Origin of the sequence: Paenibacillus sp. FSL M7-1455 (assembly GCF_038004655.1) — a bacterium.
Taxonomy (GTDB): domain Bacteria; phylum Bacillota; class Bacilli; order Paenibacillales; family Paenibacillaceae; genus Paenibacillus_AQ; species Paenibacillus_AQ cookii.
In genome coordinates this window covers 2442777-2463307 of sequence record NZ_JBBORO010000001.1, presented here as the reverse complement: position 1 = coordinate 2463307, position 20531 = coordinate 2442777, and the positions used below count along the sequence as shown (strand labels likewise).

At 55.2% G+C, this 20531-nt stretch carries 18 protein-coding genes; 4 read left to right on the top strand and 14 right to left on the bottom strand.

The annotated features are described in order from the left end of the window. Positions 1-83 precede the first annotated feature (83 nt). The gene (locus NYE48_RS11360; RefSeq protein ID WP_340998630.1) at positions 84-1607 is read right to left on the bottom strand and encodes an MDR family MFS transporter; all 1524 of its coding nucleotides are present in this window, start codon (positions 1605-1607) and stop codon (positions 84-86) included. Between the two features lie 175 nt (positions 1608-1782). On the opposite strand from NYE48_RS11360, the gene NYE48_RS11355 reads away from it, so the two are divergent. Further along, positions 1783-2223, top strand: coding sequence for a MarR family winged helix-turn-helix transcriptional regulator (locus tag NYE48_RS11355; protein ID WP_341000635.1), 441 nt, complete (start codon positions 1783-1785; stop codon positions 2221-2223). A gap of 189 nt (positions 2224-2412) precedes the next feature. On the opposite strand, the gene NYE48_RS11350 is transcribed toward NYE48_RS11355, so the two are convergent. From NYE48_RS11350 to NYE48_RS11340, 3 genes are all read right to left on the bottom strand, one after another. Continuing rightward, positions 2413-3009 carry a nitroreductase family protein gene (locus tag NYE48_RS11350; protein WP_445323969.1) on the bottom strand — a complete coding sequence of 199 codons (597 nt, stop codon included), beginning with the start codon at positions 3007-3009 and terminating at the stop codon, positions 2413-2415. Positions 3010-3173: 164 nt separating this feature from the next. Then, a complete protein-coding gene (gene murB, locus NYE48_RS11345) occupies positions 3174-4193 on the bottom strand; it encodes a UDP-N-acetylmuramate dehydrogenase (RefSeq protein WP_340998629.1) in 1020 nt (339 codons plus the stop codon). A 544-nt stretch (positions 4194-4737) separates the two neighbouring features. Continuing rightward, entirely contained in the window at positions 4738-5115 is a 378-nt protein-coding gene (locus NYE48_RS11340) for a nuclear transport factor 2 family protein (protein ID WP_212947735.1), read from the bottom strand. 174 nt (positions 5116-5289) lie between these two features. On the opposite strand from NYE48_RS11340, the gene NYE48_RS11335 reads away from it, so the two are divergent. Then, on the top strand, positions 5290-5997 hold the full coding sequence (locus tag NYE48_RS11335) for a futalosine hydrolase (RefSeq protein WP_340998625.1): 708 nt from the start codon (positions 5290-5292) through the stop codon (positions 5995-5997). Beyond that, the gene (locus NYE48_RS11330) at positions 5994-6842 is read left to right on the top strand and encodes a 1,4-dihydroxy-6-naphthoate synthase (RefSeq protein ID WP_340998623.1); all 849 of its coding nucleotides are present in this window, start codon (positions 5994-5996) and stop codon (positions 6840-6842) included. Before NYE48_RS11335 ends, NYE48_RS11330 begins: the two co-directional genes overlap by 4 nt. A 61-nt stretch (positions 6843-6903) precedes the next feature. On the opposite strand, the gene NYE48_RS11325 is transcribed toward NYE48_RS11330, so the two are convergent. The 4 genes from NYE48_RS11325 to NYE48_RS11310 form a co-directional block, all read right to left on the bottom strand. Continuing rightward, a complete protein-coding gene (locus tag NYE48_RS11325; protein ID WP_340998621.1) occupies positions 6904-8307 on the bottom strand; it encodes an NAD-dependent malic enzyme in 1404 nt (467 codons plus the stop codon). 142 nt (positions 8308-8449) lie between these two features. Continuing rightward, positions 8450-8953: a hypothetical protein gene (locus tag NYE48_RS11320; RefSeq protein ID WP_340998619.1), complete on the bottom strand. Its 504-nt coding sequence runs from the start codon at positions 8951-8953 to the stop codon at positions 8450-8452. A 189-nt stretch (positions 8954-9142) separates the two neighbouring features. Then, complete coding sequence (locus tag NYE48_RS11315; RefSeq protein ID WP_340998618.1) at positions 9143-10033, bottom strand: GNAT family N-acetyltransferase; 891 nt, start codon at positions 10031-10033, stop codon at positions 9143-9145. A 151-nt stretch (positions 10034-10184) separates the two neighbouring features. Continuing rightward, positions 10185-10988, bottom strand: coding sequence for an AAC(3) family N-acetyltransferase (locus NYE48_RS11310; RefSeq protein WP_340998615.1), 804 nt, complete (start codon positions 10986-10988; stop codon positions 10185-10187). A gap of 371 nt (positions 10989-11359) precedes the next feature. On the opposite strand from NYE48_RS11310, the gene NYE48_RS11305 reads away from it, so the two are divergent. Next, positions 11360-13507, top strand: coding sequence for an acyltransferase family protein (locus NYE48_RS11305; RefSeq protein WP_340998613.1), 2148 nt, complete (start codon positions 11360-11362; stop codon positions 13505-13507). 303 nt (positions 13508-13810) lie between these two features. Here the strand turns inward: NYE48_RS11305 and NYE48_RS11300 are convergent, their stop codons facing one another. The 6 genes from NYE48_RS11300 to NYE48_RS11275 form a co-directional block, all read right to left on the bottom strand. After that, on the bottom strand, positions 13811-14761 hold the full coding sequence (locus NYE48_RS11300) for a D-alanine--D-alanine ligase (protein WP_340998612.1): 951 nt from the start codon (positions 14759-14761) through the stop codon (positions 13811-13813). After that, a complete protein-coding gene (locus tag NYE48_RS11295) occupies positions 14758-16212 on the bottom strand; it encodes an aminotransferase-like domain-containing protein (protein WP_212947751.1) in 1455 nt (484 codons plus the stop codon). The genes NYE48_RS11300 and NYE48_RS11295 overlap by 4 nt, the downstream gene beginning before the upstream one ends. Positions 16213-16369: 157 nt before the next feature. Beyond that, a complete protein-coding gene (locus NYE48_RS11290; protein ID WP_212947752.1) occupies positions 16370-16870 on the bottom strand; it encodes an OsmC family protein in 501 nt (166 codons plus the stop codon). Positions 16871-17015: 145 nt separating this feature from the next. Continuing rightward, positions 17016-17963 (bottom strand): VanW family protein, encoded by a 948-nt coding sequence (locus tag NYE48_RS11285; RefSeq protein WP_445323967.1) that lies wholly within the window; start codon positions 17961-17963, stop codon positions 17016-17018. A gap of 228 nt (positions 17964-18191) precedes the next feature. After that, positions 18192-19472 carry a glycoside hydrolase family 27 protein gene (locus NYE48_RS11280; RefSeq protein ID WP_340998609.1) on the bottom strand — a complete coding sequence of 427 codons (1281 nt, stop codon included), beginning with the start codon at positions 19470-19472 and terminating at the stop codon, positions 18192-18194. 116 nt (positions 19473-19588) lie between these two features. Then, on the bottom strand, positions 19589-20473 hold the full coding sequence (locus tag NYE48_RS11275; protein ID WP_340998607.1) for an AraC family transcriptional regulator: 885 nt from the start codon (positions 20471-20473) through the stop codon (positions 19589-19591). Positions 20474-20531: the final 58 nt, after the last annotated feature.

Genomic DNA, 20531 nt, shown 5'->3' with positions numbered 1-20531 from the left:
GTCAGAAAAGCTCCCTTTCCTGCCCCAAAGAAAAAACGCCCGACACCTCGGACGTTTTATCGTTTTATAGCATTTCAATGCCTTTAGGCTTTCTCCTGCCGCTTCTGAGGGAGTTCGACCCTTGCCTTCCCCATCGCAATGACGAAAATGACGGCGATGGCAATCGGGACGAGAGCAATCAGGAACACATGGGTGATCGAACCGGACATGGCGTCGATGATTTTGGAGAGGACAGCCTCCGGAATCTTCGTCCGTACGCTAGGCTCGAAGATTTGCTTGGGATCTCCCAGGCTGGACATGGCGGAATCGGCATTCCCGCCCATGCCTTTGAAGTTTTCCGTCAGCTTGCTCGTAAACAGGTTATTTTGGATCGTGCCGAAAATCGTAATCCCCATCGTCATCCCCAGCGAACGAAGAAACTGGTTGGTCGAGTTCGCGGTTCCGCGGTAGCGCGGCTCCAAATTATGCTGGGAGGCCGTAGGCAGCAGCGAAAACGAAAAGCCCATGCCAAAGCCGACGACGATCATGAACAATGTCAGCAAATAACGCGCGGAATCCGGCTGGAGCGTGCTGAGAAGGTACATGCCTGCAAGATAAAACACAACCGAAATCCCCATCAGATTGCGATAGCTCGTCTTCGTCGAAAATATGCCGCCGATCGAGCTGCCCGCCACCGAACCGAGCATCATCGGCGTCAGGATCAGTCCTGCATTGGTCGCCGAGCCTCCATACACGGCCTGGACGAAGATCGGAATGTACACCGTCAATATAATGAACGTGCCGCCATATAAAAACGCTAATATTTGCGATGAAGCAAACAAACGGCGTTTAAAGAGGAAAAACGGCAAAATTGGCTCCTTCGCCCGGAGCTCCACGAAAAAGAACGCGACGAAAAAAACGGCGAAGAGCGCAAACAGCGAAATGATCGGCGCCGAACTCCAGGCATACTCCTTGCCTCCGAGCTCCAGCGCGAACATCAGGCTGATGACCGCAATAACGAGCGTCGCGGCGCCCCACCAGTCGATCTTTTGCTTCGAATGGGAAGGCGATTCCTTATAGTTTTTCATGATCAGCGCAAACGAAACGATCCCGATCGGAACGTTGATATAAAACACCCATTCCCATCCCATGTAATCGGTAATATAGGCCCCGAGCAGCGGACCGACCACGCTTGCCGCTCCGAAAACCGCTCCGAGAAGGCCGGTCATTTTGCCCCGTTTTTCCGGCGGAAAAATGTCAAAAATAATCGTAAACGCGATCGGCATAAGCGCTCCCCCGCCGATCCCCTGGATCGCGCGGTAGATGCTGAGCTGCTCGATCGTTTGAGCCAGCCCGCATAATGCTGAACCGATCAAAAACACGGCCAAACCGAAAATAAAAAATCTCTTTCTGCCGTACATGTCCGACAATTTGCCGAAAATCGGCATGCCCGCCATGGTGGTCACCATATACGCGGACGTGACCCAGACAAACTTGTCCATCCCGCCAAGATCGGACACGATCGTCCCCATGGCCGTGGCAACGATGGTATTATCGATAGCCGACATAAAAATGGCAAGCAACAAGCCTGCCACAACCAGCTTTATGTTGTTATTGGCTGCTTCCATTCGCAAACCCCTTTCCCCTTTGCAAGGTATGAACAAGTTCGATAAAATCATATTAATATCTCATTTATCGAATATCTCGTTCATCGAGATATGTAAATATTAAGAGGAGGTGTCTCGTTTGTCAAGCGAACGGCAGGAACAGCCTGCAGATCTCCGGGAACAGCTTGCGCTGCTGATGCGGGGGTTGGGCACCCGAACCGTATTGTACCAGCAGTTTGTCGCCGCCTCCCACGGTTTGTACAATAACGATCTGAAATCGGTTGACATTTTGCGCGAAACCGGGCCGATTACGGCAGGCGAGCTATCCAAAATTACGGGGCTGGCGACCGGAACGATCACCGCATTGATCGACCGGCTTGAAAAATGCGGTTACGTGCGCAGGGAAAACGATCCGGCCGACCGGCGCAGAGTCATTATCGTTCCGGTATACGAGCACAACAAAGCAATCAAAAACACGTATTCGCCTCTTCATTCGGCGATGCTGGAGCTTGCCTCCCAGTATTCGGCGGACGAGCTCCGGCTCATCATGCAGTTCATCGGCAAAACGAGCAACATTTTGGAGGAGCAAATCCATCATCTCAGCATCTCCCGCGGGAAAACCTCTCCTGAGCCTTAAACGGCTCCGCCGTCCTTGGCAGGCGGTGCTTACGCCTTGCACACGGCATCATTAGCCTGGTGATCAGCGTGAAGCGTTTAATCGTGCAAGTTTTAAAAAAGAAGGGACGGTTTTTCCGGCAAACTCGGAATAACCGTCCCTTTTCTTTTTATCTTTTTATTCGTAGCTGTATGCCGGGTTGGATCTGGATTAGTTGAATACTTTGACGCGCTCTTCAAGCGGCTGGAATTGTTTCTCGCCGGCAGGAGCCACCACTTTGCCGAACGGCATTTGGGCAATCAGCTTCCAGCTTGCAGGCAGGTTCCATTCGTGAGCGACCTTTTGGTCGATCAGCGGGTTGTAGTGCTGCAAGCTTGCGCCCAGCCCTTCCTCTTCCAAAGCCGTCCATACGACGAGCTGAAGCATGCCGTTGGATTGGTTGGACCATACAGGGAAATTATCCTTGTAAGCTTCGAATTGGGCTTGAAGACCTTCAATGACGGCATTGTCTTCGAAGAACAGGACCGTGCCGTATCCATTGCGGAATCCGGCCATTTTCTCGGCCGTCGGAGCAAAATTTTCGGCTGGAACGACGCCTTTGAGCGTTTCTTCCGTCAGGTTCCACAGCTTGTCATGCTGTTCGCCCAACAGAACGACGACGCGGGCGCTTTGGGAGTTAAAGGACGATGGCGTATGTTTGACCGCTTCGTTGACGATTTCGACGATCTTTTCGTCCGAAACGGATACATCCTTGCTAATGGCATAAATGGAACGTCTGTTTTTGAGCGCATCGATGAAATTCGACATAAGTATAGTAGCCTCCAATATTTTATTTACTTACTTTTTTATTATATAACCCCATTAACTTACTTGCAATACTTTGTTTTTCTAAACTAGCCTGCACGTATACAAAAAACCTTTCCTAAAACGGAAAGGTTTATACGCGGCCGCAGCCTTGTATGTTATTTTGTTTATTTCACGACGACCACTTCGGGTTCCGGTTCAAAGCCGAATGCGTTATTGACCCCTTCGATGATCACGTTCATCAAATATTTCACGTCTTCGGCGGTGGCATGCCGGTGATTGATGATCATGTTCCCGTGATACGGCGAGATCATTGCGCCGCCATGCTCCTTGCCCTTCATGTTCAACCGGTCCACAAGGGCGCCCACCGGAACGCCGTAGTCGTAATTGTTTTTGAACACCGAACCGCAGGAAGGGAATTCGAAATGTCGTTTTGCGTTACGGTAATTGGCGATGTCGGTCATTTCGGCCGGGATGACGATGCCCTGTTTCTTAAGCGCTTCGGCTTCCCCATCCATGTACGAATAAAAAGAAGCCAGCGTCGACATGCCTTCCTTCGCCTTCCACCGCGCAAGCAGCTCATTGCCGGCAGCGATCTGCTTCTCGTCCGGCACGGCAAGCATATCCGCCCCGAGCACCAGCCATGGGTTCATCTGGAAGATGGATTGTTTGTAGCCGTATTGGCACTGCGACACGTCAATCGACCGAACGGCCAAGGACGGGTCGGACAAGTCGACGTAATAAACGGTTTTAATGATGTCGCTGATCTGATGGTGATTGTATTTGGCGTTCATATAAATTCCCGCGCCAAGTCCCCCGGGCAGCAAGTAGGTGAATTCGTAGCCGGGAATGCCGAACATCCTGCCGCTGATCGCCAGCATGGACATCGGCGTTCCGGAGGATATGAACCATTTGGTCGGCTGGATGTCCCAATAGACGAATTTTTTCAATGAGATGTACAGCGTATCCTCCTGCGGACGGTCCGGAAACAGCAGGTTCGAACCCATCCCGCAAATAAAATAATCCAATCCGTGCGTTTTGCAGCCCCGCAGCAGTGTCAGAAGCTCCTCCACCGTTTCGGGCATGGCAAAAAAGTTCGCTTCGCCCCCGATTTGGTACGATGAATGGTTGGCCAGCGGTTCGTTCCGCAGGCACAGGCTTTCAAAAGTCATCCGGTTATTCAGCATTAGGTTCCTTCTCGCTTTCAACTTCATTATTAATGTTCAAAATCAATGAATGATTCCTTTTCGCCACGTAAACGTAGACCTATCTATTCTAATATATCGCCAGTCATTACGCCATGTGTCAATTCATACCCGCATCCAGGAATTATATCCGATTTTTTGGGGAAAGGAAACGGCGAAGGCCCGCTCGGCAAAGTATCCGGCAGCATGTTCGGCGCAATGCCGGCGGTCTGCGGAACGGCTGCGGCCTCCGTTTTTCAGGCGCTTATCCGTATTTTCTTGTTTTCCATATGTTTCTATACGTTATTTAATGCGGCAAACCGGGCGGAAATAGCATTTCTGCCGTCTCGTCGGCGTCCTTCACCGCGTTATATTACAGCGAACAGTACGGCATCGAGGAATCGGGCTAACGGTCTCATTTCCCCCGAATAAAAAAGAAGCAGCGAAGGTTCGCTGCTCCATGCCGCTGCCGTCCGTAATGCTACGCGTTGACGTTAAAAAACTTCTTTCAACACATACAACATGCAACATGCGAACGGCCGCAAAATCATTTCGTCTCTATATCCGACTGTCCCCAATATGCCTTCATGCCGGTAATGAGCCCTTCCTCGTTAAACGTCATCAACTCGATCACATGAATGACGATCGTTGCGCCTTCGACTGTCGTTTCGATATGAACGGCCATGGCTCCCGAATGTTCGTGCGACCCCCGAATCGGTTCCTCGCGGCGGATCCGGGTGCTTCCGTTCACGACCTTACGGTAAAATTCCGCGATCGCGGCCTTGCCCCGCACCGGCTCGGACCCCGCGGGATCCTCTACGACCGCATCCTCCGCATATAATGAAAGGATTCCTTCCAAATCGTCTCGGTTAAAACAATCGATGTAGTTTTGCATGGCCGTTTTGATATGCTGTTCGGCAAGCATGGCTGATTCCTCCTTTAATTGACATCATGTCCAATAAATCTATTATACCTTCCGGGAAAGCGTTTGTAAAAACAAGGTTGGCAATCTCCCCGGCCGAGCCGCGCTTTACACGGCGTTCCGTTAGTTATAAGGTTATTATGTTGAGGTCAAATGAATTGTACTGGAGGATTCTGCATGAAATCAGACTTGGAGACCGTGATGCATGACGGGGATATCTTCCGAAATGCGGATTCGGACGGACGAATCCTGATCATGACGGCGGTCGAAGCAGAGCGGCAGGCCGTCATGCGCGGAACCCGCGATTCAAAGCGGTTTAATGTTCAACTCGCCGGTTTCGGGCCGGCCTCGGCGGCGGCACGGACGGCCGCAGAGCTTGCGAAGGGCAGCTACAGCCTGGTCATCAGCGCAGGGATCGCCGGAGGCTTCAAGGGACGGGCGGAGATCGGCTCCACCGTCATCGCCGACCGGATCGCGGCAGCCGATTTGGGAGCCGAAACCCCTGACGGGTTTCTCAGCGTGGACGAGCTTGGTTTCGGCAGCTCCGTCATCCTGCCTGATTCAAAGCTTGTGCAAACCCTCTCCGATGCCATGGCATCCGAGGGGATTCCCGTTACCCGCGGCACCATCCTGACGGTCACGACGGGAACGGGTTCCGCCGAAACGACCGCCAAGTTAACCGCGCGGTACGGCGATGCGGCTGCCGAAGGGATGGAGGGCTTCGGCGTGGCGACCGCCGCCAAGCTGTGGAATCTGCCCGTGCTCGAAATCCGCACGATTTCGAACGTCGTCGGCCCAAGGGACCGTGCGGCCTGGCGCCTCGGCGAAGCCTTTGCCGCGCTCGAAGCGGCAGGCGACATTTTAAGGAGGGTATTTACCGAATGAAGATTGCTTTTTCACCATGTCCAAACGATACCTTTGTCTTCCATGCATGGGCGCATGGCCTTATTCCGGGCGCACCGCAGCTGGAAGTTACCTATGCGGATATCGACATTACGAACCATCTGGCCGCCCAGGAACAAAGCGATTACGACGTGCTCAAAATTTCCTATGCGGCATTGCCTTGGGTGCTGGACCGCTACGCGCTTCTGCCATGCGGCGGCGCTCTCGGCAGAGGCTGCGGGCCGCTGGTGCTCGCGTCGGGCGGACCGGATGCGCCTACAAACGCCGAAGGCTTGTCCGGACGGCGCGTAGCCGTTCCAAGCGAACGTTCCACCGCGTACCTGCTGTTCCGCTTATGGGCTGCCCAAAACGTCCCGGGAGGCATCGGGGAGATCGTCGTCATGCCGTTCGATCAAATCATGCCAGCCGTTCGCGACGGAAACATCGACGCCGGGCTTGTCATCCACGAAGCCAGATTTACGTATCCCAATTACGGCCTGACGCTGATGGCGGACCTGGGCAACTGGTGGGAACAGGATACCGGGCTGCCGATCCCGCTCGGCGCCATCATCGCCAAACGGAATTTGGATCTCAAGGCCATTTCCGATTGGGCGCGCGCATCGGTGGAATATGCATGGGCGCATCCGGAAGCTTCCCGCGAGTACGTCCTCAGCCATGCCCAGGAAATGGATCCGAAGGTGGCCGACGCTCACATCGATTTGTACGTCAATTCCTTTACCGCGAATTTGGGCGAAGACGGTTACGCCGCGATCTCTTCCCTGCTCACGCGCGCGGCCGATGAAGGTCTTGTCCCGCCGATCGATCCCAAGGCGCTCCTGCTGCCTTAAACGGAAAAACCCGCGTTTCTATTGGCTTAGAAACGCGGGTTTTTCTATATCGCAGGTGATCTTAGCGGAAATCTTTCGGAATTCTGCGGGCCACGCCGGTCAAAATCGCTGCCTGCACGACCGCTTTGCGGACTTCGATGACGACCTGGTCGTTAAAAATGCTCGGGATGATGTACAGCTCGTTCAGCTCGCCGCCGGTCACGACCGATGCGATGGCGCGCGCGGCGGCCAGCTTCATCGGTTCGTTGATGCAGCGCGCCCTGCAGTCGAGCGCCCCGCGGAACAATCCGGGGAATACGAGCACGTTGTTGATCTGGTTCGGGAAATCGCTCCGGCCGGTAGCGTATACCCGTGCATGGGGAAGCGCCTCTTCGGGCGACACTTCGGGCACCGGATTGGCCATGGCGAAAACGATCGGATCCGGTCCCATTCCCCGGATATCCTCGCCGTTCAGCAAGTTCCCGCGGGATACGCCGATAAAGACGTCGGCGCCTTTAATGACTTCCTTCAGCGTTCCGCCCGTCGCCTCGACCTGAGGCTGATCCGCCAGCCACTGCCACATCTCGTGTTCGTACGTTCCGCCTCTGACGATCGCGCCTTCGCGGTCCACGGGCACCAATTTGGTCACGCCGGCGCTGAGCAGCATTTTGCAGATGGAAACCCCTGCGGCGCCGATGCCGTTAACGACGACCCGGATGTTTTCGATCCGTTTGTTGACGACCTTTAAGGCGTTGAGCAGCCCCGCGATGACCACGACGGCCGTACCGTGCTGATCATCGTGGAAGACCGGAATTTCCAGCTCCTCGGACAATCTTCTTTCGATTTCGAAGCAGCGCGGGGAGCTGATGTCCTCCAGGTTGATGCCGCCGAAAATCGGGCTCATCGCCTTAATGGTGCGGATGATCTCCTCCGTGTCGCGGGTATCCAAACAGATCGGGAACGCATCGACCCCGGCCAGCTGCTTGAACAGCATCGCTTTCCCTTCCATCACGGGAGCAGCCGCGTAAGGGCCAACGTCTCCGAGTCCGAGCACCGCCGTGCCGTCGCTGACGACGGCCACCGTATTGCGTTTGATCGTCAACGAGTAAGCCTTTTCCGAATTTTCGTGGATTGCCGTGCAAACCTTCGCCACGCCTGGCGTATACACCCGGGACAGGTCGTCCCGGTTTTTGATCGGCAGCGTCGGCTGAATTTTGATTTTGCCGCCCAAATGAACGAGGAAGGTCCGGTCCGAAACGTTGATCAGCTTGATGCCATCCTGTTTCCTAAGCGATTCGACGACGTTGTCCTCTTCGGTGTCCACGACTTCGACGGTAATGTCCCTGACCGAAGAATCTTTTCCCGGCCTGATCACGTCGATGGACGTGATATCTCCCCCGGATTTGCTGATTGCGGCAGCAACATCCCCAAAGGTGACCTTCGCATGATCAAGTTCAACGCGCAGAATGATACTCGTGTTTGCCATGATGCTTCCTCCCAAAAATATATGTAGTCATCCTCATGTAATCGATTTCAGCACTCACATATCATAACAGCCGAAGGGCTCCAATACAAGCCTCCTTCGAATCATTCTGCTTCCATTTTCGTCTCCGGACGGAGGACAAAACTCAAGGAATGTTGGCGTGGTGCGCATTCGACATCCTTTTGTTTGTTTCATGCACTCCCATAACGACGGCGATCAATTCGTAGCTCCCCAAACGTTCGGATTCGTTCCGCAGGCAAAAAGCTCCGGATTCGAACCAGCCGTTCACCTTTTCGAATTGGGCAACCGCGATCCCGCGCTCGTCGGTGATCGAATATTCCTTGAAGAACGCGGGCGAAAAAATTTCGTAAATTCCTCTCCCCTCTGATTCGTAAATGAATTTTTTCGACATGAAACTGAGACGGTGTTTCAGCACGCCCAGCAGGCTTCCGTCCGCCCCCGTCACCTCCCATTTGCTTGACATGAACCGGAACTTTCCGCTGCAAACCAGGTTCCCGCCGGCATCCAGCACGTCGAGCGACGAGCCGAACGCGCTTTTCAAATCCAATTTCCCTGCAGGCTCCCGCCTGGCGTTGACGATATCCGTACGGCCCGCATTAAAGAAATTATCTCTAAAGTACAGCTCCAAGATCGGCACCTTCTTTCAAAGACGAATTCTTCGTTCACCGTTCACGGAGTAAGAAAGCCATGGACAAAATGACACGATCCATGGCTTATGTTCATGCAAACGCTGCATATTTTCGGTTTTCAAGCCTCCGTTAACATCACGGCAAACGACAAGACAATTTTATACTATTTTAGGCATTTTTTCTATACGCTAGGCCTGGTTCAGCTCGCATTTCATATGTACCTGATGAACCGTGGCTTTGAAGCCGGATTCCTCCAGAACTCGTATGAGGCGCTCCTCGGATACCCGCAGATTGACGGCGCGGCGCGTTATATTGGCATCCAGCGGGGCATATGCCCGGGACAACAGCGCTTTGAGGAGCTCCGGGGCTCGCTCTCCCGTATCTTCTACGGTCCGGCACTGGTACAGAATCGTCGCCTGATGTTCTCCGCCCGCGTCCATCGTTTTTCTAAACAGCGCATAACCCGCAAGTTCCCCATTTGCGTCCGTTGCGATGACCGATTCGCCGCCGGCGATGTTTTCCCAATGGGTTTGCCACGGCAGGTCTCCGACCGGAAGCTTGAACCGCTGAACATCCCGGGGCAGGCCGAACCGGAATTGGTAGGCATCCGCCCCCTCCGACGCCAAAGCATCGGGTTTCAATCCTTCCTTTTGCTCGTAAAATCTTAAATCCCCGATCCATCGGTATCCCATCTTCGCGTACAGCTTGATCGCCGGTTCATTTTCGCTCAGCGCCTCCAGCAAGGCCACCTCGGCGCCTTTTTCCCTGCAGACGTCAAGCGCCGCCCCGATCAGCTGTTTGCCGAGCCCCCGGCCCCTGTATTCCGGAATGATCCCCGTGCCCCCGTTCCAGGCCGTCAACCGTCCGTCGACGGTGCGAAAACCGTTCATGACGAAACCTACCGGCTTGCCTTGATCGCAGATCGCGATCGACGCCTCCATGGAGAACTGGTTCTCCGGAATCCGTTTGATGAACGCGTCGACGCTCATCGTCATGTCGAATGCGTATCCTTTGAAGCCTTCGTTCCACAACCGGGTAAGCTCACTCGCCGAAAATTCGCTAAACTTCACAATTTCCATGTCCCATCGTTCTCCCCTGCTCAACATTTTCATCGATAGGCGGGCCCGAAAAGCGGCCAGCGTTCAGACGCCTGCCATGATTATCTCTTGATTCGCGCCCCGGAGCAAGCACGCCCCGGACAATCCATTCGTATCCTCTTCGGCAACAACATCACGCTTGCCTTAAGAATTTCGCTTCGGCTTCTTGAACCGCGCTTTCGGAAAGAGGATCTTGATCCGAAAATAAATCGGGGTGGTCCTGCAACATTCCGCTTATGACCTCCGTCATTCGGACGGCATCGCATGCCCAGCAATCCGCCTCCCCCAATTTCGTCCGGCGGATCGCCCCTGTCCGCTCAAGAATTCCCTCCACCTTCCAGAAATGTTCCGACCACGGAAGTCCACAATGGCGCCGGGACGGAACCGGAATTTCCGTGCCATCGCCAAGCACGACGATCAGGTTATCATGGCCGTCGGTCAGTCTGCCGGGAACATCCGACCATTCCTCGATTCCGTGAATAAACGTGTTGCGCCTTAAATCCACCCCGACAAGCAGGATGGTCGCTTTGCGGTCCAGCAGTTTCCCCCACGGGGATTCCCTGTGGCACGGCGTGTCATACCGCTCCGCCCCGGCAACAAAATCCCCGGCATCCCTGCCTAAAGCGGCGACGGAGTGCGTCGGATGATACGAACGAACCACTCCCTTGCGTTTGCGGAACAATTCCGGCAAAATGCCGACGCACGAAGGCGACGATTCGACATAAAATTTGGGATTATCGGCCTGAATGTATGACCATGTATGGGTTGGCAGAACGAGCAGGCCCTCCCGCATGTATTCGCTCAGCGCATCCAAAACCGCATCCGCTCCTCCTTCCACTTCCCCGACGCTTTTCATGGAAGAATGAACGAGCAGCGTCCCCTTCCGGTCGATTCCAGCTGCTTCCAGCTGATCGATTAAACTACGACGCGTATGCATGGTATGCCTCCTAAAAATTCATCCTATGGACCATTTGTCCCCAGTATACCGCAGTCAGCCGCAATAACAACCCGCCCTTTAGGCTTTATTTCGCTGCCAAGCCCGTGAGGAATGATGTTTATCCGGACCGGGTGCGCTGTCGTATTCGTAGCTGCAGCCTTACCTCATGAACAAAATGTGAATGGAAAGCAATCTTTTTGTAACTTTAAACGGAAACGCTTATGATAAAGTAAGTACCTGTGAACCCCTTCATTGACATCATCATCCGTACGGAGGCATCCAGATCATGAACATAAGCGAATCGATCTTTTCCGCATACCTATCCCGCTTTTTAAGGGACCGATCCGGTTTGGAAAGCAGGGTTAGTCCATATGTCTAATCAGTTATCCAACAGCAAACGTTACATGCCGGGTCTTGACGGTCTGCGGACGCTGGCGTTGTTTTTTGTCGTTTTGTACCATCTGAACGTCGAATGGGCCCCGGGAGGACTGCTCGGCGTCAGCATCTTTTTTGTTTTATCCGGATATTTGATCACGGATTTGCTCACCGCGGAATGGAGCCGCAGCCGGTCGATCGACCTGAAATCGTTTTGGATCAGGCGATGCCGCAGGCTGCTCCCTGCCATGCTCGTCATGATGGCGGCCGTCGTGGCGTGGGTCACCCTTTTTGACCGTTCCTTGATATCCGTCTTGCGCGGCGACGTTGTTTCTTCGCTTTTATACATAAACAATTGGTATTCGATTTTCCATGAGGTATCCTATTTCGAAAAATTCGGACCCCAATCCCCGTTCGGGCATATGTGGTCGCTGGCGGTCGAGGAACAGTTTTACCTCTTGTGGCCCATATTGCTGCTCATTGGCATGAAACGGATGAAAAAACGCGGGCCGGTCTTTTTGCTTGCCCTGGCTTTGGCGGTTTTGTCGGCCCTTGCCATGCTTTTGCTGTACAATCCCGACACGGATCCAAGCCGGGTCTATTACGGCACCGACACGCGCGCGTTTTCGCTGCTGATCGGGGCTGCTCTCAGCATCGTTTGGCCCAGCCGGAACATGTCCGCCGCAGCCGGGCCCGGAACACGCGTTACGCTTAACCTGATCGGGGCGGTTGGGTTGGGTTCGATTTTTAGGATGGTATGGAAAACCAACGAATACGACCCCTTTTTATATCCGTACGGATTCCTGCTCCTGTCGCTGCTCACCGCCATGGTGATTGCCTCCGCCGCGCATCCGGCAAGCTTCGTAGGCAGGCTGCTCGGCATGAAGCCGCTGCGTTGGATCGGGGTGCGAACCTATGGGATATATTTATGGCATTATCCGGTCATTCTGCTTTCGGGCGGCGCGAATGCCGAACCGAACGTATGGCGCGCCCTGCTGCAAACGGCTTTAAGCGTCGCGCTGGCCTGCCTGTCCTATAAATACATCGAAGAGCCGGTCCGGGGAGGCCTCGTCGGCAGGTCGTGGCGCAAACTCCGCAAAGGCAGCGTAAACTTGTCCCTCGTGCCGATGAAAGGCTGGGTCACGTTAGCCTCCGTGCTGCTGATGGTCGTCGTGTCCTTTGCCGGATTCGCCATGCGGGCGCCGGTGAGCGCGTCAAAGCTGCACCAGGAGGCGGCGGCCGCGCAAGTATGGGCCCCGTCCGAAACGCCGGCAGAACCGGCTGCGGGTCCGGCGGGAGAAGTAGGCGGGGACGTGCCGCCGGTGAAAGGGGCGCCGGAAAGCACGGCGGCCAAATACGATGGCGGGGAAGCCGGCCGGCCGGATCAGCCGATCGGAGGCACCGACGAACCCGCGGATGATCCGGCGAAAAAACCGGCAGCGGACGCGGAGGCACCGGCGAATTCGGGCAGCGGCCGGCAGCCGGCGGGCAAGGAGGGCGCACCCGAAGAGGGCTCATCCAAAGAAGGTTCAGCCAAAGCGGGTACAGCCAATGGTGGTTCAGCTGCAACCGACGAACCTAAGGATTCCGCAAGCCAACCTGGCAAAACGAAACCTCCGCGTGCATCGGCCGGCGGCAAAACGCAGGTTCCTGGCGCTCCGAAAAGCGGCAAAAGCGTTCCGGTGACGGCCATCGGCGACTCGATCATGCTGGATGCGGAGCCTTATTTGCAGCAGCTGATCCCCGGTGCGGTGATCGACGGCAAAATCGGAAGGCAAATGGCCGAGGCGCCGGAACTGGTCGCCCGTCTCCGGGAAGAAGGCAAGCTGGGCGATCAGGTCGTGATCGAGCTGGGCACGAACGGCCCGTTCAGCAGCAAACAGCTGATGTCGCTTCTGGATTCCATGCAGGACGTGCGCAAGGTCGTGCTGGTGAATGCGAGGGTTCCGCGCAGCTGGGAGAGCGTCGTCAACGCCTCGATCAAAAAAACGGCTTCCGCTTATCCGAATGCGGTGCTGCTCGATTGGCACGGGGCCAGCGAAGGCCAATCGTATTTCGAACCCGACGGCGTCCATTTGAAGCCGGAAGGCGGAGAAACGCTGGCGGAGCTGATCGCCCAAGCGGTCGGATACGGCAAATCGTAAACGTTGTTGCCATGATCCCTGATCCCGCGGATCGATGGCTATCTTAAACTTTCCGATGCCCAAAAAAGGACCTCTTCATTCGAAGAGGTCCTCAGAGTGTCGAGAAAGTCCAACGGACTTTTCGACACTCTATTTTTTATATGGGGAATCATATCTTTTAAAATAAAAATCGATTTAAAGCGCTCTGAGAACCCTACTTCAGTGACCGACGAGGCAATTTTAAACCCCCTGCAAAAAAACAGGGGGTTTCTCGACAGCCTGAGGACCTCTTCATTCGAAGAGGTCCTTTTCCCATGGATGCAGTCACCCTGCCTGCTGCCGGCGACTGCTGCCAATGACGCCATTTTCCGTATTCGGCCTTGCCGCCAAGGATCCTTCGATGATGGCATCCAGCAGCTTCGCGAAAGAGATTCCCGCCGCAAGCGCGCTCTGCGGCAGCAGGCTGGTCCGGGTCATGCCGGGCAGCGTGTTGACTTCGAGGATATACGGAATGCCGTCCTTCAGCATCATATCGACTCGGGCATACACCGAACACTTCATCGTCCGGAAGCTTATGACGGCCGCATCGCGGATGCGCTGTTCAAGCTCCGGTTCGAACGCCGCGACACGCTCGTCGCTTTGCCCCGGCTCGTATTTGGACGTATAATCGAAAAATTCGGCGCTTGGTTTAATCGACAGGATCGGCAACAGCTCCCCGTTCAGTATCCCGCACGTGATCTCCTCGCCGTCGACATAAGCTTCCACGAGCACCTCTTCGCCATAGGAAAAGGCGGTCTCCGCCGCTTGCCGAAGACTTTGTTCGTCCCTGACCAAGGTAACCCCGATGCTGGAGCCCCCGGCATTCGGTTTGACTACGAGCGGATACCCGAGCGCGGCGACCTGCGGACTCCGGATATCGTCCAACCGGCGGAGAAGCACCCAATCCGGCGTATGCAGACCTTCGCAACGCAGCAGTTTTTTGCTTACATCCTTATCCATGCACAATGCGCTGGACAGCAGCGAACATCCCGTATAGGGGATCCCCATCGTTTCAAGCGTGCCTTGAACCGTGCCGTCCTCGCCGAAGCTTCCATGGAGGGCGAGCAACGCCAGATCGATCCCTTGCGCCTGCACAAGCAAATCCTGTTTATGCCGAATCTCGATCGGGACCGCCTCGTATTTCGTCCGGTCCAGATGAGCCATCATTTCTTTCCCCGTCGCCAGCGACACTTCCCTCTCGGAAGAAACCCCGCCCATAATGATGCCTACCTTCATCGTTGCGCCTCCAATCTTTTGGTCACTTCTTTTCCGATGATTTCGATTCCGCGGCGAAGCTCGTCGTCGCTCACCCGCGAAAAACCGAGCCGGAGCGTATTTGCGCCGCCTCCATCCGTAAAAAATACGTCCCCTGCGGTATACACCACGCCTTGCCTGTAGCAATCGGCGAGAATTTCCCTCGCGTTCAGCCCCTGGGACAGCTCGATAAACAGGTGCAATCCGCCTGAACCGGTTATCCGCTCGCAGGGAATGTGTTCGGTGCAGCAGCGGACGGCCAGCTCGTGTTTTCTTTTATACTCCGATTTGGCCCTTTTCAAGTATTTTTCAAAGTTGCCGTTATGGAAATATTGGAACAGCACCGCCTGGTCGAGCGTCGAAGTATGGATGTTCCGCGAACGCTTCACGCTGACCAGCGCATCGATCAATTCCCGGTCCGCCGCAATCCAGCCGATCCGGATGCCCGGAAACAGGATTTTGGAAAAGCTGCCGAGGTAGATGATGCTGTTCCCCTCCCCGCCGAAAGCGGCAAGCGGTGCCATGTGGGAACCCGAATAACGCAGTTCCTCGTTAAAACCGTCCTCGATCAGCGGTATCCGGTGTTCCGCGAGCAAACGCAGCACCTCGACCCTTTTTTCCGCCGACATGACGATTCCGGTCGGATTATGGTACGAAGGCGTCAAATACGCCAGCCCGAAGTCGTTCTCTTTTAACGCCTGCTCGAACAAATCCAGCCTGACGCCGTCCTGATCCATCGGAATCCCGGTGATGTCGTAGCCGTGCAATTTCGATATTTTGATCGCCGTGTGGTGGGTCGGGTTCTCGCACAGAATGTGCCTGCAAGGCACCTTAAGCGAGGATAAAATGATATCGTACGCTTCGGTAAAGCCGTTCGTGATCAAAATGTCCTTTCCTTCCATGTCGACGCCTTTCGTTTCCATGTATCCCGTCAAATATTGGATCAGCGGTTTATACCCTTTGGCATAGCCGTAATTCAGCAAAATTTCCCCTTCCAGAGCCATTCGGTCCAAAAAGGCGCGCTTCACGTTGGTAAGATCGAACAGCTTTTCGTCCGGCGCGATGCTGGCGAAGTTGATCATGCCTTTTTCGCCCCGCAGATCGCGTTTCATCAGGTCAAGGTCGACGGCCTGTTTTGCCGTATCGTTCAGCCGCTGCTGCCAATCGAGCGACCAGGACGGGACGGAGGCGATCCCGACGCGGGAAACGAAGCTTCCTTTGGAATGCACCGTATAGATGAATCCTTCTTCTTCCAGCTCGGAATACACGGTGACCAGCGTATTTCGGCTGATGCCGAGCATCGTACTCAGCTCCCTTGTCGACGGCAGCTTCTGATCGACCCTTCCTTTTCCTTTCGTAATCCACTGTTTCAAATATTCTTTAACCTGCACCGTTAACGGCCGGCCTTCCACAATTTTAAAGTCGGTAAACATATGGCAATCCCTCCGTATACTATCTTGGCATAAAGCAGGAGCGGATGAAAGAACCACCGGGATGCGTTTTGCCGCCGGTCGTGGTATGGCATGGAAGATACGAAAAAAGGGCGGCCGACAAGTCCATAAGGGATGGACCTCTCTGGCGCCCTTGATTTCAAACCTGCTGCATATGCCGCAAGGAGGGGGGTTCCTTTCCCCCAAGGTTTTTACGGCAATTTCTTTCGATGCGCGGAACCGTGGACAATGCCACATTACCGGCTACCGCGCGGGAAATCATGCAGGAGCTTTCCGCTTTTTCGGCAAGCCTGCGGGCATGCTCCAAATCGTGATCCGCAGCTTCGGCCTTCAGCACGATATGCGGCTTATGCGTGATGCTGACGTACGTGAAGACGTTGTTCGTGACGTCCACGATGCCTTCCGACTCCAGCGTCAGCTTTTCGACCGGCAACCCGCCCCGCTCCATCATCGCCGCCAGCGTGATCAAATAACACGTCGCCGCGGCCCCGAGCAGCATTTCGTCGGGATTGGTGCCGACTCCTGGCCCGCCCATTTCCTTCGGAATCGAAATGGCCGTTTTCAGCTGGCCCGCTTCGATCGTTCCCTGGCTGTTGCGGCCTCCGTCCCATACGGCTTTCAAAATAAACGAATGATTCATGACGCCATCCCCCCCCATGCATGATGTTCGGTTGTTTTATTCATATCATAACATAACCGGCATCGTTTTTTTTCCATGCCGCAGCATGCCGCTGGTTCGCTTAGGATCCCTAAAAGATTTCACTTGAGCCAGGAGCGGACACACGTCACTTTTTCCCGTTCGCCGGGATCGGCAGCGTAGGCGCTTCCCTTATTTCTTCGGGCAGCCGCTGGGACATGCTCGGCACCTTTCTCGGCATGTATTCAATGACGTCCGAAGAATGAATGGACACGCCGACGCGGCCTCCGCCCGCAAACGCCCGGATCAAAACGGGCTGGTTGTAGGCGTTTTTAAAGACGAAGTCCGGTCCGCCCCAACTGACCGTCGCATCCCTGCCCGGCGGAACATAGGGCACGTGGCGGCTGTGGGAGTACCGCTGGACGATGCTCAGCCCTGCCCGGTCGGCCGCGTTGAACAGCGTCGAGGATACCTGGCAAATCCCTCCGCCAATGCCTTCGGACAATTCGCCCCTGACGATGACGGTCGCTTGCCTATACCCTTTGCCTGTCGTGCGAATGCCGACCACGCGATTAAAAGAAAACGTTTCTCCGGGGAACACGACGGTGCCGTCGATCGCTTTGGCGGCCAGAGCGATATTGTGGGAGCGGTCGATGTTGCCCGCATTGTAGTACGTTACGTAATATCCGATCTGCTGGGCCCGCAGCGAAGCAAGCAGCTCCGTGTCTACCTTGGGATAGACCGGGTACACCGGAACCTCGATCGAAGCCGGGCCGCCGCCGTAGAGTACATCATAATAACGTTTCATGAATTCTCTGCGGTCGAGCTTATGCCCGTTTTGACCGGGCACGATTTGCCCGTTTCCACCGATGCGGGCGTTGACGGGTTCCGTATACGTTTTCCGGTCCAATTCATTTACCCATCGGTTATATTTTTCCATATCCAGCAAAGGAAACACGGGTAACCTGTGCGCATCCAAGCTCAGGCTCGATACGGGTTTCCCTTCATGGGTGACGGTTAACCCGCCGTTATGCTGATCTGGAGCGTGATCCTGCAGCAGGAGATACAGGAGATATGCCGCTATTGTCCACTTCAAACCTCATCACTCGTTTCGACATTGTGGTTCATCGTTGGTTTCGCCTTGAAAAACGATGTATTTTTGCGATGAACCCGGCGTTATTCAGCGATCTCTCTTCCTGCTATTATGATTACATCGCTTGGTATTCATGCAAGAAATAACAATTCCAACAGATATCCCTCCATACAAAAACGCCCTCGGCATTCGTCATTGCCGAGGGCGCCATGTAGGCTCCGGACTTCGCTATCATCCGGCCGTCAATTGAAACAAAGCCGCTCCATGCGGCGGAATCGACCATTGCAGCACGTCTTCCAAATGGCCGCATCCTTCTCCGGTCCACAGGTTTTTGGCATCCGCGCCTCCGTCGATCCCCAACTCGGAAAGCGAAACGGAGACTTCCGCGGCGGTTTCGCCGGTGTTGAACAGTGCCGCGTAACGTTCCCCGTCAGGACCTTCGGCCGTCCACACCGCCTTGCCGTCCGCGCGGCTCACTTGCCGGGCACCGAAGCTATGCTTATGCATGTATAACACGCCGCGGTTTGTCAGGAGGGATAAGGTCCACTCGTCATTGTCGCGCATCTCTCCCCCGAACATCAGCGGCGAGCGGAAAATCGTCCACAGCGTCATCATCGTGAGCTGTTCGTCCCGCGTAAAGTTCGTCATCCGGTCGGGGTGGCTGGCGCGGACGCCGATGCGCCCCAGCGGGAGCATGTCGCAATCCGGCCAGCAGCCGGGTTTCGGCCGTCCCTGCCATGCCTCGCAGCGGTCGAACATGTCCAAAAGAAGCGGCCACCGATCCCAGAAGTCGTCGGTCATCCGCCACATATTGGCATTCGCTTCAAAAAAATCGGCGTGCTCTACGGGCGATGGTCCGGGCGAAAGGCTCAGCACCATCGGACGGCCGGCGTGGTCGATCGCCTTGCGGATCAGCTCGATCTCCGCCAAATGCGGCCCTCCGTGCAGCCATGAAGCCGCGATGTCGTCAACCTTGACGTAATCGACGCCCCATTCGGCATAAAGCTCGAACAGCGAATTGTAATATTCCTGCGCGCCTTGCTTGGAAGCATCGACGCCGTACATGTCGGTGTTCCAGCCGCAGAAGGAACAGGGATGGGCTATGTCCCGGGCGGTCGCCTCCGTTCCCTTGATCGGCGTATTGTCATGGACCGCCTGCCGCGGAATGCCGCGCATGATATGGATCCCGAACTTCAGCCCGAGGCCATGCACATAGTCCGCCAGCGGTTTGAACCCTTTGCCGCCTGCCGCGGAAGGAAAACGGTTGACCGCGGGAACAAGCCGCGAATAACCGTCGGTTTCCAGCCGGACAAAGGGTCTGTAGAGATCCGAGTTCGCCCCCGGCTCATACCATTGAATGTCGACGACGACGTACTCCCATCCATAATCCTTCAAGTGCTTCGCCATATATTCGGCGTTGCCGCGAACTTCCTCCTCCGTAACGGCGGCGCCGTAACAATCCCAACTGTTCCACCCCATCGGGGGCGTCGGTGCATAGGAATGATGCTGCATGTCGTTCCTCCTTAAATAGCATTCATTTGCTGTATGTCCCTATCATAAGGTTCGGAGGAATCACGTTTCTATAGTAATCTTTCGTGGAAAATAGCAAAATATTGCGGTTCCGGAGACTAATCAAAATACAACCGGCTGAGCGTCAGCTGACCCTGTTCCGACCGGAAGCTTCCGGGCGTCCGGCCGGTCATTTTCCGGAACACTTTGATAAAATAACTCCCTCCGGAATACCCCACCTCTTCGGCAATCCGTTCGATGCCGAGGTCCGTTTGCCGGAGCAGCCTCATCGCCTGCTCGATGCGAACCCGGTTCAAATATTCGCTTGGCGTTTCGCCGGTCGCGGCCGCAAACGTGCGGAGCAGATGGTACTTCGACACTCCGAGCCTCTCCGACAGCTGATCCAGGCTGATCATGCTGCCGTAATGCGTGTCGATATAGCGGGCAGCCTGACGCACCTTTTCCGGCCAATGCCGGCGTTCGCCTTGCGGCGCGATCGCAAAACGGCACAGTTCGGACACGAACTGGTACACATAAGAGGAAGCTGTAAAAGGATCCGTGATCCGGCCGTCGTTCGCTTGCTCCCATATGTCCTGCAGCAGGCGGATTGGCCGGCTGGTCGCAGGCAGATGCGGCGCTTGCCCCATCCTGCTTTTCGCTTCCTGCCAATTCGGCAAAATCAGCGACGGCCGCATCAGGATGAACATGAAGCTCCACTCGGGTCCGCCCTCCGGGAAATAATACCGGTGATCCCCCGGAATTTCGGACATAAACGCCCGTCCCGCATCAATCCGGTACGCTTCGGCGCCCGATTCGAAAACGCCCTCGCCTTCGATCGTATACTGGAATAACAACAGCGGTCCGTCCTTCCGCGTGTACCCGTCCCACCGGTAAGCCGGACTCTGCACCGCGTCCCTCCCAACCGCAAACAAGCTGCACAGCGCCAAATGGTCCGGAGCCGAAAATCGAAAGCCGTATGTGCCTATCCTGTTGCCGGTTCCCATATGCCCTCTCCTTTTACATCGTTTTTGCCCGCAGAATCGCTGCCGCGTTCCCCATGGC

Excerpts from the sequence above, each read along its gene's own strand:
- NYE48_RS11275 (WP_340998607.1), bottom strand. The coding sequence starts at position 20,473 with ATGGGAACCGGCAACAGGATAGGCACATACGGCTTTCGATTTTCGGCT.
- NYE48_RS11350 (WP_445323969.1), bottom strand. The coding sequence starts at position 3,009 with ATGTCGAATTTCATCGATGCGCTCAAAAACAGACGTTCCATTTATGCC.
- NYE48_RS11305 (WP_340998613.1), top strand. The coding sequence starts at position 11,360 with ATGTCTAATCAGTTATCCAACAGCAAACGTTACATGCCGGGTCTTGAC.
- NYE48_RS11300 (WP_340998612.1), bottom strand. The coding sequence starts at position 14,761 with ATGAAGGTAGGCATCATTATGGGCGGGGTTTCTTCCGAGAGGGAAGTG.
- NYE48_RS11340 (WP_212947735.1), bottom strand. The coding sequence starts at position 5,115 with ATGCTTGCCGAACAGCATATCAAAACGGCCATGCAAAACTACATCGAT.
- murB (WP_340998629.1), bottom strand. The coding sequence starts at position 4,193 with ATGCTGAATAACCGGATGACTTTTGAAAGCCTGTGCCTGCGGAACGAA.
- NYE48_RS11290 (WP_212947752.1), bottom strand. The coding sequence starts at position 16,870 with ATGAATCATTCGTTTATTTTGAAAGCCGTATGGGACGGAGGCCGCAAC.
- NYE48_RS11355 (WP_341000635.1), top strand. The coding sequence starts at position 1,783 with ATGCGGGGGTTGGGCACCCGAACCGTATTGTACCAGCAGTTTGTCGCC.
- NYE48_RS11325 (WP_340998621.1), bottom strand. The coding sequence starts at position 8,307 with ATGGCAAACACGAGTATCATTCTGCGCGTTGAACTTGATCATGCGAAG.
- NYE48_RS11315 (WP_340998618.1), bottom strand. The coding sequence starts at position 10,033 with ATGGAAATTGTGAAGTTTAGCGAATTTTCGGCGAGTGAGCTTACCCGG.
- NYE48_RS11280 (WP_340998609.1), bottom strand. The coding sequence starts at position 19,472 with ATGCAGCATCATTCCTATGCACCGACGCCCCCGATGGGGTGGAACAGT.
- NYE48_RS11335 (WP_340998625.1), top strand. The coding sequence starts at position 5,290 with ATGAAATCAGACTTGGAGACCGTGATGCATGACGGGGATATCTTCCGA.
- NYE48_RS11330 (WP_340998623.1), top strand. The coding sequence starts at position 5,994 with ATGAAGATTGCTTTTTCACCATGTCCAAACGATACCTTTGTCTTCCAT.
- NYE48_RS11310 (WP_340998615.1), bottom strand. The coding sequence starts at position 10,988 with ATGCATACGCGTCGTAGTTTAATCGATCAGCTGGAAGCAGCTGGAATC.
- NYE48_RS11295 (WP_212947751.1), bottom strand. The coding sequence starts at position 16,212 with ATGTTTACCGACTTTAAAATTGTGGAAGGCCGGCCGTTAACGGTGCAG.
- NYE48_RS11360 (WP_340998630.1), bottom strand. The coding sequence starts at position 1,607 with ATGGAAGCAGCCAATAACAACATAAAGCTGGTTGTGGCAGGCTTGTTG.